Raw genomic sequence first — 10,887 nt, forward strand, 5'->3', positions numbered from 1 at the left:
CACCTCTTAGGACTCTCTCGTATATGCCAAATGTAACGTTTTATCTGCTTGATGAAACAGACGAAAGACACCAACAGCCAGCGCACTTTGCGCTGGCTTGTTTGTTGGCGACCCGCAGTTATCGCCAAAAACAAAAATGTTTAGTCTATTGCCAAGATCAAAAACAGGCTGAACAATTTGATGAATTGTTATGGCAGTTGCCTAACGATGCTTTTGTTCCTCACAATTTGACCGGAGAAGGTCCATTAGGCGGTGCCCCAGTTGAAATATGTTGGCAAACACCTAACCAATTTAATAGATCCGTACTAATTAATCTGGCCGAGAACATTCCTGATTTTCATCAAAGATTTAGACAAGTCATTGATTTTGTTCCTGCAAAAGAACAACTAAAACCTCTGGCCAGAGAGCGCTACAAACAATACAGAGCGGCAGGATGTCAACTCGATACTCTAGCCGCCTCAAGCATTAACGAGACACAAAATAATGGATAAGACATTTAATCCACAAAATATAGAACGCGATATATACCAAAATTGGGAAGACAGTGGGCAGTTTAAGCCTTCTGGAGAAGGCGAGTCATACAGCCTCATGATACCGCCACCAAACGTGACGGGTAGTTTACATATGGGTCATGCGTTTCAACAAACGATTATGGATGCCTTAACCCGCTATAAACGAATGCAGGGTAATAACACTTTATGGCAAGTGGGTACTGACCACGCAGGTATCGCCACTCAAATGGTAGTAGAACGAAAATTAGCTGCAACAAATGGCCCAACTCGAAAGGAGTTAGGCCGAGAAGCGTTTATTGACAAGATTTGGGAATGGAAAGCCGAGTCAGGTAATACCATTACTAATCAAATGCGTCGTTTGGGTGCTTCGGTCGATTGGGATCGTGAACGTTTTACTATGGATAAAGGACTTTCGAATGCTGTGAATGAAGTATTTGTTCGACTTCATTCAGAAAACTTAATTTATCGCGGTAAACGCCTCGTAAACTGGGATCCTAAGTTACTGACTGCCATATCTGACTTAGAGGTCGAAAATAAAGACAAAAAAGGCTACATGTGGCACTTCCGTTACCCCTTGGCTGACGGAACCAAAACGGCACAAGGTAACGATTATTTAGTCGTAGCGACAACCAGACCTGAAACTATGCTAGGTGATACAGGCGTAGCCGTAAATCCAGAAGACCCCAGATACAAAGACTTGATTGGTAAATTTATTGATTTGCCTTTAGTCAATCGTCGTATACCGATTGTAAGTGACGAATATGCAGATATAGAAAAAGGTACAGGCTGTGTAAAAATAACCCCAGCACATGATTTTAATGATTATGAAGTGGGTAAACGCCATAAGATGCCAATGATCAATATTTTGACTTTTTCTGGTGAAATTCGCCAGCAAGCTGAAATATTCGATACCAACGGTGAACCAAGTGATGCCGTAAACTCAACACTACCTGCAGAGTTTCAAGGTTTAGACCGATTTGCAGCTCGAAAAGCCATCGTAGTTAAATTCGAAGAAATAGGTTTATTAGATGAAATAAAAGACCACGACCTAACTGTCCCTTATGGCGACAGAAGTGATGTGGTAATTGAACCTATGTTAACTGACCAGTGGTATGTGCGTGCAGCACCTCTAGCCAAAGTGGCAGCAGATGCTGTTGCTAACGGTGAGATTGAATTTGTTCCCAAACAGTATGAGAACATGTACTTTTCTTGGATGAATAATATCCAAGATTGGTGTATTTCTCGACAGCTGTGGTGGGGTCATAGAATACCCGCTTGGTACGATGAACAAGGAAACGTCCATGTGGGACGCAATGAAGCAGAAGCACGTGCAGAAAATGGCTTAGCTGCGGATGTGGTTCTCAGACAAGATGACGATGTACTAGACACTTGGTTCTCCTCTGCACTGTGGACATTTTCTACATTAGGATGGCCTGAGAATACTGAAGACTTAAAAACCTTTCATCCAACAAATGTATTGGTCACAGGTTTTGACATTATTTTCTTCTGGGTGGCCAGAATGATCATGATGACGATGCACTTTCTCAAAGATGAAAATGGCAAACCACAAGTGCCCTTCAAAACGGTATATGTGACAGGACTTATCCGCGACGATGATGGCAATAAAATGTCTAAATCTAAAGGTAACGTTATCGACCCTTTGGATATGATAGACGGCATTTCTCTCGAAGATTTACTAGAAAAACGTACCGGCAATATGATGCAGCCAAAAATGGCTGAAAAAATCAAAAAACAAACAGCTAAGCAGTTCCCTGATGGTATAGAGTCCCATGGCACCGATGCATTACGTTTTACACTTGCGGCACTCGCTTCTACTGGGCGCGATATCAATTGGGATATGAAACGCTTAGAGGGCTACAGAAATTTTTGTAATAAGTTATGGAACGCAAGTAACTTTGTTCTGATGAATACCCAAGAGCATGACTGCGGATTTAATTCAAATTCCACTATGACGTTCTCACTTGCGGACAAGTGGATCATTGGGCAATACCAAGACACCATAAAAACTTATCGTGATGCAATGGATACCTATCGTTTTGATATTGCTGCACATACTCTATATAAATTCACTTGGGATCAATTTTGTGGATGGTATATAGAGTTGACTAAACCCATCTTATTACAAGGTACCGCAGAGCAACAACGTGGCACTAGACATACTTTAGTGACAGTTTTAGAGTCTTTGCTGCGATTAATGCATCCTATTATGCCGTTTATTACAGAGACTATTTGGCAAGATGTATCGCCTCTCGCTAATTGTCACTCTGCCACCATTATGAATCAAAAATATCCTGAATATGATGTTGCTAAAGTCGATGCCACTGCGATGCAAGATTTGGAATGGGTTAAAGGTTTTGTGTTATGCATCCGTTCTATTCGCGGCGAGATGGACATCGCGCCAAGTAAGCCTTTACCCGTGTTATTACGCAATGCATCTTCCGAGGATATCAGGCGGCTTGAAGAGAACGCGATATTTTTACACTCAATTGCCAAATTGGAGACTGTGACTATATTGAATAAAGATGAGAATGCACCAGCATGTGCCACTTCTTTATTGAGTTCACTTGAAGTCATGATCCCCATGGCAGGCTTAATTGATAAAGACGCTGAACTAGCTCGTATTGCCAAAGCACTAGATAAATTAGAAAAAGATTTTGCTCGTACTCAAGGTAAATTAGCGAATGAAAAGTTTGTGCGTAATGCGCCTGAGGCGGTAATTGCTAAAGAGAAAGCCAAGCTAGCCGATTTTACCATGCAGATGGAAAAACTGCATGAACAGCGAAGCAGTATTGAATCTTTGTAAAAATAATTCTGAGTAATGGATGTGTTGTCGTTAATGGTGACACATTCACACCAGCTGACATTTTTTGTCACGTTGAATAATAATTTTATATAGGCAGTAACATATTGGTTATGATTTCACGCATTTTAATTATTCTATATTTACTTTTACCAATAATAGGCGTGAATGGCGCTGCGGCGTCTGAAAAACGCTTAACCTTGGTGTTTGCTGGTAGCATACCTAATATTGGTATACAGACCTATGGCACTTTCACAGGCCTTGCGGGTTTATTAGAAAAAATGCGAGCCGAAAACACCCCTACAATATTTACCTTTGCTGGAGGAAGTTTAGGACCGAGTCCTTTGTCTAGTTTGGATAGTGGTTCACACATCATCGATATTCTGAATACTTTAGAGCCGGATTTGATGACGCTTACAAAACGCGAGTTCAGTTATTTTGAAGATGAGCTTACTTTACGTTCTTATGAGGCCGCCTTTCCAATTGTTAGCAGTAACCTTTTTGACCCATTAACTAACGGTACTCTTGAGGGTATTTTAACCAGCCTTATTATTGAAAAAGATGACATCAAGGTTGGTTTTATTTCAATTTTAGACGAAGAGGTAGTGGAAGAGTACCTATTGGAAAGAGTCAGCATATTTGAGCCTCGCCAAGTCATTCAGGAGAAAATTGCTGAGCTCAAACAAAAAGGTGCAGAATTGGTGGTGCTGGTTTACTCCAAAGAAAGAGATTACTATCAAACTCTTATATCTGAAAATCAAATTGACTTTGCTTTAAGAGTGCTCAATGTAGACACACAACATCAATCTAAAAAGGTCTACTCTATTTCCGGTCAAAAGCCATTCATGTTGCTTCGCATGAGTTGGCAAACTGACAGCCGAGTAAAAAATCTCACTATTGATACCCCAACAGTTAATTACTCTTACCAACCGAGTAAGCCCACAACTCCCTTGCTAGTTGATGAATACAACCACAGACTAGATAGACTACTCAGTCAAAAAATCGGTTTTTTTGGTAATGAAGTTCAAACAACGAGAAGTCTAATTAGAACTATGGAAATGCCGTTTGGCAACTTCATCGCTGACGCACTTAAACACTATGCAAAAGCCGATATTGGTCTAATCAATGGTGGCGCTATACGTGGTGATAAAATTTATACTAAAGGGTCCTCTATCACCAGAAGAGATATTGCTACAGAAATACCTTTTAGGTCAAATGTAAGTGTTTTATCTGTAACAGGGGCACAATTATTACTGGCTTTAGAAAATAGCGTCAGCAAGGTTGAAATTGCAGAAGGCCGGTTTTTACAAGTATCAGGAATATCTTTTGTCTATTCCATTAACAAACCAGTTGGCGAGCGCGTACAAACCGTAAGCATCAATGGAAATTTATTAGATCCTAAGAAAAAATATTCAGTCGGCACTTCTGATTATCTGGCAAACGGTGGGGATGGTTATGATGTGTTTGAAAACGCCCTGATCCTAGAACAAAACAATCGACAGCCCCCTTTGTTAGCCGATGTTGTTATCCGCATGATTCAACGGCAAGAGACCATTTTACCTAAAATTGAATTTAGAATAAAGCGAGTTTACGAATGACTACTTTGTCGGCAAAAAAAGTGGCGCGAGTATCACTGGTAAAAGTATTTAGTGCTGGCCTAGTAGGAATATTATTTGTTTTTATTCTACTCAGTTATTTTACCTTTACGCGCTTACTGAGTTTTGAATCAACACTGACAGACATATCTAATAAATCCTTACCCAATCTAATACAGATAAGTCAACTTTATAGTCAAGCATCCAAACTATTAGAATCTACAGAGCTTTTGTCTAAATCCTCATCAGATGCATCAAAACGTTTAGCTGAAAAACAACTTCAGTCCAACCTGATGAATATTCGTAATTCAGCAAAAGAAATATTTGCAAATGAGTTTTTAGATACACAAATAAATACCATCTCTATCGAATTAAATGAATTTTCTGATTTAATAGAAGAGCGTTTGCAAACTAAAAACATTATTGAGTTATTAAGAACACAAGCGTATGAGCTAAATCTTAAAGCGATTGATACCGAGAGACTCAACTCTTCGTCCTGGGTGTTAACGTTTTCCCAAGTATCAGTAAATGTGAGCAGAGTACTGAACGAAAAAAGACTACAAAGAGTTAGATTTTCATTTAATCAGTTAAAGGAACAACTCAACGAACTTAGCGCTTTTTCTGCCGAAGAACAAAATAATGTGGCTAAGCGTCAATTAACTGAGCAGTTTAAAACATTACTTTTTAGTGAAAATGGAATGGAATCGTTAAAGATACAATCTTTGCGTTTAGAAGGTAGAGCTTTAGGAAGAGAACGCTTTGTTCATAATTTAATTGTAGATTATGTGACGCAACTAGGTTTTTTTACTCATCAGACAGAACTAAGTATCACGTCACAAGTAGCCTCTTCTGTTAGTAAAATGAAAGAACAGACACAACTCATTAGGTTAATATTGATAGGAGGCGTTGTTTTTCTGATAGCTATCGTCATTTTATTCCAACAACGCATACTTAAAAGAATCGGCGTTTTTAATCAAATGTTACTTAGTAGATCCCAAGGATTTGATTATCAAATCGAACTTGATGGTAACGACGAGATCACAGATTTGGTGGAGACCTTCAATGAATTTACTCAAACAATTGAAATACAAAAACAAAAACTTGAAAAACTTTCGATGTCTGATGGGTTAACTGGTATCGCAAATCGAAGGGCTTTAGATATACGACTAGAACATGATATTGAACTATCAGTTAGACAAAGATCTACTGTAACTATCTTGCTCATGGACATAGATTGTTTCAAACTTTACAACGATAACTATGGTCACTTGGCCGGGGACCAATGTTTAAAAGATGTCGCGAATGTTGTCTGTGATTCATTGCAACGTGATACCGACTTCGTGGGTCGGTATGGTGGTGAGGAATTTGTTTGTGTCCTTCCAGGCACTGATACACAAGGCGCAGCAGAGGTCGCGGTCAACATTATTGAAAAAATGAGACATAAAGCATTGCCACATATATACAGCGATGTGGCAGATTATGTCACTATGAGTATTGGCATTGCAACTTCAAAGCCCACTGAAGTCTTGACACCTGAAACAATTATTAAGCGAGCCGATACCGCTTTGTATGTTGCTAAAAACTCAGGTAAAAACTTGTATAGTATTTACTCATAGTCGCAACACTTACGAGTTAACCGGCTCTTCATTTACACTTTTTTGAGCTATTTGGGAGTCGAATTCTTGGTTAAACCAACGCTTCAACATATTTTTTTCATAACGCAATGCTTCATTTCTAAAAGAGTGCTTACTGCGGTCGAGAAAAGACATATCTTTAAGTTCCACTTCTGCCTCTTGCAGAACTTGACCAGATGAATCTAATAGCTGATAACTAAAGTTTATCCTTGGTATATCAATACTCTTGACGACACGAACATCTGCACCACCCGTACCCAAACCAATAAATGAAGCGGGCAAAACACGCCCGGCTAAGTCAAGATCACTTACTTTTATTAGTAATTTATTGTTATCAGGTAGTGCCAATGCCAACTTATTCATATATTCGTTGATATGTTCAAACGTGTTTTCTCTGAACCTTTTGCGCGACTCATTACTAGACCTCACGTCACGGTATTTTTCTGGCTTAACCCATTCAATTTCTACCTCAGTCTGGGCTACGACTTGACTGGATATACCTAACGTCATTGCAGAAATAATAAGTCCGATTAATATTTTCATAATAAATTCCTCTACGTTACAGTGCTTGTCATTATTACTTTTATACATGAATGTATACTGAACCTTATTCAAATAAGTTGCAATTTACCTTCGTAAAACAAAAAAAAGTTCTTCTACACTCACCAAATACAACAAAACTGTACAAATGATTAAAAGAGCCCAAATATTGCCCATCTTTATTCTGCGTGGTTTACCTAACTTGGTTACTGTGGATGCAGTAAACATTATTTCCATGAATAACACTTCTATCCTCCCATCCATAAACATAAGGTTTTCATTCACATACGCCGCACTAAACTTCTAAGCATCAGCTCAGTGTTAGTAGATGTAGTATTCAAGTAACATCAAACTATTGGAGATAAGCATGTATGAGTATACCTAGACGACGACGGTGTTGGTATTTCCTAGGAAATGCGTAAAAAACATTTTACCTTTTTCGCCCTGATGGGTCCCGAGATAGACATAATAGTCAAGCGGGTCTTGGTTTAGTTATCATAAAAGGATTGTCGATTGATATTAAGGAGAATGTTACGTAACCGGAAGCAAGTTTGGCGGGGCTAAATTTGTTATCAACTTACCCAAACAATTTTCTCAATCCATTTAGGGATACTCTTACGGCTGATTTCGCTGCAGACTAAGCGTAAATTAATTCCATATAAAAGGGGTTTTTATCACCTGCATGACAATAGTCTTGATTAAACTTGTTGAGCTCAGTTTTTGTGCTGGTAATTTTGTATAAATATTCAGTTTGCAGCACGGATAAATCTTGCACTTGCTGCAAAATTTAATTTCTAAATTTAACTAGTTGTTAATTATCTATGCTCATAGAAATACCATGCATCCACCTTGTTGTGGTCGTTTGCATGTCGGATAACCAAAGTTGTAAAACGCGCTGCGCAAAAACATAATCAAACATAAGATTTCAAGCATAACTATCGCAAGGCGCAACACAAAGTATTACTCAAGATCGATTATGTCTAAATCTACGTAATGAATATATGGTAAAACGTATACGATAGTTATGCCTAGTGTTGACTATCGTATGATAATCCGTAGGTTATTATATAAGTATAAAAAGACTGACCGGGACCAAGCATGGCAGTTTACATGCTGATATACTCTTAACGTTACCTATTTGTTGAGCTCTCAACACCTGCATTTTGTTATACCAAGGACACCTAATGAGTGAGCGAATTCCTGTTAAAAACATCTCACCCGTAAAAGTACACCACCCTGATAAAAATAAACACGATAATACTTATACTCCTCGCAGCAGAATTTACGTGCGTTCTGTTTCTGGTATGTTGGAAAATTTCCGTCGGTTTTTTGGTCTGTTTTTTATGAGTCTTTTTGCACTCATCCCTTGGTTACAGTTTAATGGTAGTCAAGCTGTATTATTTGATTTTGGGGCACAGCGGTTTAATATATTTGGCTTGACACTATGGCCACAAGACTTGACGTTATTAGCATGGATATTGATAGTGGCTGCTTTTGCATTATTTTTTGTAACCACCTTTGCGGGTCGCGTTTGGTGTGGTTTCATGTGCCCACAAACGACTTGGACCTTTATTTATATTTGGTTTGAACAAACGATTGAAGGCAGCCGTCATAAACGAATGAAGCTAGATGAAAGAAAAATGGACTTTGATAAATTGTGGCGTAAAACTCTGAAACATATCGCTTGGGTTGGAATTGCCTTACTTACCGCGTTAACTTTTGTTGGCTACTTCACACCCATCGATACTTTGTTTATTGAATTTTTTTACTTTTCAAGTAGTTTTTGGGTTGTCTTTTGGGTGCTTTTTTTTACACTTTGCACCTATGGTAATGCTGGTTGGATGCGCGAGATCATGTGTACCCACATATGCCCCTACGCACGTTTTCAATCTGCAATGTTTGACAAAGACACCTTTACCGTTGCGTACAACGCAGAGCGAGGAGAAAAACGTGGGCCCAGAGGACGAAAAGTCAGCCGCGAAGAAAATCAAGCTGTAGGCTTAGGAGACTGTATTGACTGTAACTTATGTGTACAAGTATGCCCTACTGGCATAGACATTCGAAATGGTTTGCAATACGAATGTATCAATTGTGGTGCTTGCGTTGATGCCTGTAATGGTGTGATGGAAAAAATGAACTATCCCAAAGGTCTGATTAGTTTTACTTCAGAGACTGAGCTAGCAGGTGGTAAAACAAAAATATTAAGACCCAAACTCATCGGTTACGGAATTGTTTTATTATTAATGTCCGGACTTTTAGTATTCGAAATCGTGTCTAGGAAACCTTTAGAATTAGATATCATTAAAGACCGTGTTCCTATGTACAGAGAAACAGGCAACGGGCTGATTGAGAATGTATTTACTTTGAAAATATTGAATAAATCTCAGATCACACAACGCTACCGTGTATACGTTGATAACCTCGAGGGGCATACTTTAATTGGTGAAAATGAAGCGACTGTTTCAGGTGGCGAGGTGTTTAATTTACCATTGAGTATTGCTATCAATCCGAAAAACTTAACTCAAGAATCCACCGAATTTAGTTTTAGGGTTGAATCAATTGACCATGATAACAGTCCCATCAAAGTACAAGAAATAAGTAAATTTTTGTATCCAGATTTATGAGTGCTTTTGATTTTCAGGACTTACCTCTGCTCTAATACTCGACCCAACAGAAGCACAATGTATGGTTGTTGAGTCTGGATTGTTAGCGCTGGGTTGTTACGAAAATACTTACGAAAATAGGGTTTATCCGTTTTTTGCTGAGAACAAAAAACGTCATGTAGCTTAGTTCTATCGGTCACAACGCTGCGGCTACACTAAAATTCAAGAGGAACATGATTTTTCTGTCGAGTCAGCTTCCCAAGGTACTTATGTAATAGTACCGCTAACCATCAATAAACAATGTCTGCATATTTATAAATATTTTTATTCTGCACTTTTTTTGTCAACCAGCGGTCGACAATTCGAAGTGGACCATTTAGAACATCGCCTCGCAATGAGTATCGAAGAGCATTTATTGCACTCTTTTTATTGCACTCTTTTTATTGCACTCTTTTTATTGCACTCTTTTTATTGCACTCTTTTTATTGCACTCTTTTTATTGAACTCTTTTTATTGAACTCTATTTATTGAACTCTTTAAAGAGGTGCTAAAAAGAAGTACTAAAAAGGGGTGCTAGATTATTCATGGCTTTCTGAGGCTTACACACCGCTTTTTCACTATTTTATAGCAAATTGTTAACTTAGCTTCTTCGCTTTACACTGACACAAATAATAATAGGCTACATATATATTGTCACATAGGTAATATTTTGCAGAGGGTTAACCCCGTTTTCAATGATCTAGATGATTGCAAAAGCGGACCTGCTATTCAAGACATGCGAATGATGCTTTCGGGCACCAGCACCTTATGCAAACGTGCACACTCATATAAACTTATGAAGAGTAACGTGTCTTTGATAAGGCTCACCTTACATTAATAGAACCATTACGAATTTAAAATCTAATTAAACACAATGTGATTAAAAAGTAGCTACATTTTAGCCTTTTATCGCACGCTCCAAAATAGTCCGTTTTATTAACACCACTTTCAAAGTCCTATCGGATTTTTTTAGTAGCTATGCTAATCTAAAACTAAATCTGAAACTAATTCTGAAAGAAGTTGTGAGATGTTATGAAAAAAATATTGTTATTAATCAGTTTTGCTTTGTTACTACCGTTACAGGCCTTTGCCCAAGAAAAATGGAGTGAAGGTACTCATTATAATATTATTGCTGAACAAGCT

6 protein-coding genes are annotated in these 10,887 nt (G+C 38.3%); 5 read left to right on the forward strand and 1 reads right to left on the reverse strand.

The window, feature by feature from the left end:
• Positions 1-23 precede the first annotated feature (23 nt).
• From QZ562_RS06175 to QZ562_RS06190, 4 genes are all read left to right on the forward strand, one after another.
• Positions 24-491 carry a DNA polymerase III subunit chi gene (locus QZ562_RS06175; RefSeq protein ID WP_293758184.1) on the forward strand — a complete coding sequence of 156 codons (468 nt, stop codon included), beginning with the start codon at positions 24-26 and terminating at the stop codon, positions 489-491.
• Positions 484-3,336: a valine--tRNA ligase gene (locus tag QZ562_RS06180; protein WP_293758187.1), complete on the forward strand. Its 2,853-nt coding sequence runs from the start codon at positions 484-486 to the stop codon at positions 3,334-3,336. The genes QZ562_RS06175 and QZ562_RS06180 overlap by 8 nt, the downstream gene beginning before the upstream one ends.
• 110 nt (positions 3,337-3,446) lie before the next feature.
• A complete protein-coding gene (locus tag QZ562_RS06185) occupies positions 3,447-4,931 on the forward strand; it encodes a 5'-nucleotidase C-terminal domain-containing protein (RefSeq protein ID WP_293758189.1) in 1,485 nt (494 codons plus the stop codon).
• Complete coding sequence (locus tag QZ562_RS06190) at positions 4,928-6,544, forward strand: diguanylate cyclase (protein ID WP_293758191.1); 1,617 nt, start codon at positions 4,928-4,930, stop codon at positions 6,542-6,544. Before QZ562_RS06185 ends, QZ562_RS06190 begins: the two co-directional genes overlap by 4 nt.
• Positions 6,545-6,553: 9 nt before the next feature.
• On the opposite strand, the gene QZ562_RS06195 is transcribed toward QZ562_RS06190, so the two are convergent.
• Positions 6,554-7,105 carry a DUF3016 domain-containing protein gene (locus tag QZ562_RS06195; protein ID WP_293758194.1) on the reverse strand — a complete coding sequence of 184 codons (552 nt, stop codon included), beginning with the start codon at positions 7,103-7,105 and terminating at the stop codon, positions 6,554-6,556.
• Between the two features lie 1,181 nt (positions 7,106-8,286).
• Here QZ562_RS06195 and ccoG point away from each other — a divergent pair.
• On the forward strand, positions 8,287-9,726 hold the full coding sequence (gene ccoG / locus QZ562_RS06200) for a cytochrome c oxidase accessory protein CcoG (RefSeq protein ID WP_293758196.1): 1,440 nt from the start codon (positions 8,287-8,289) through the stop codon (positions 9,724-9,726).
• Positions 9,727-10,887 lie beyond the last annotated feature (1,161 nt).

The sequence above is a fragment of the uncultured Paraglaciecola sp. genome, from assembly GCF_913058035.1.
Lineage (GTDB): Bacteria > Pseudomonadota > Gammaproteobacteria > Enterobacterales > Alteromonadaceae > Paraglaciecola.

Bases quoted from the DNA above. Each gene is read 5' to 3' on its own strand.
- QZ562_RS06175 (WP_293758184.1), top strand. From the start codon at position 24: ATGCCAAATGTAACGTTTTATCTGCTTGATGAAACAGACGAAAGACAC.
- QZ562_RS06180 (WP_293758187.1), top strand. From the start codon at position 484: ATGGATAAGACATTTAATCCACAAAATATAGAACGCGATATATACCAA.
- QZ562_RS06185 (WP_293758189.1), top strand. From the start codon at position 3,447: ATGATTTCACGCATTTTAATTATTCTATATTTACTTTTACCAATAATA.
- QZ562_RS06190 (WP_293758191.1), top strand. From the start codon at position 4,928: ATGACTACTTTGTCGGCAAAAAAAGTGGCGCGAGTATCACTGGTAAAA.
- QZ562_RS06195 (WP_293758194.1), bottom strand. From the start codon at position 7,105: ATGAAAATATTAATCGGACTTATTATTTCTGCAATGACGTTAGGTATA.
- ccoG (WP_293758196.1), top strand. From the start codon at position 8,287: ATGAGTGAGCGAATTCCTGTTAAAAACATCTCACCCGTAAAAGTACAC.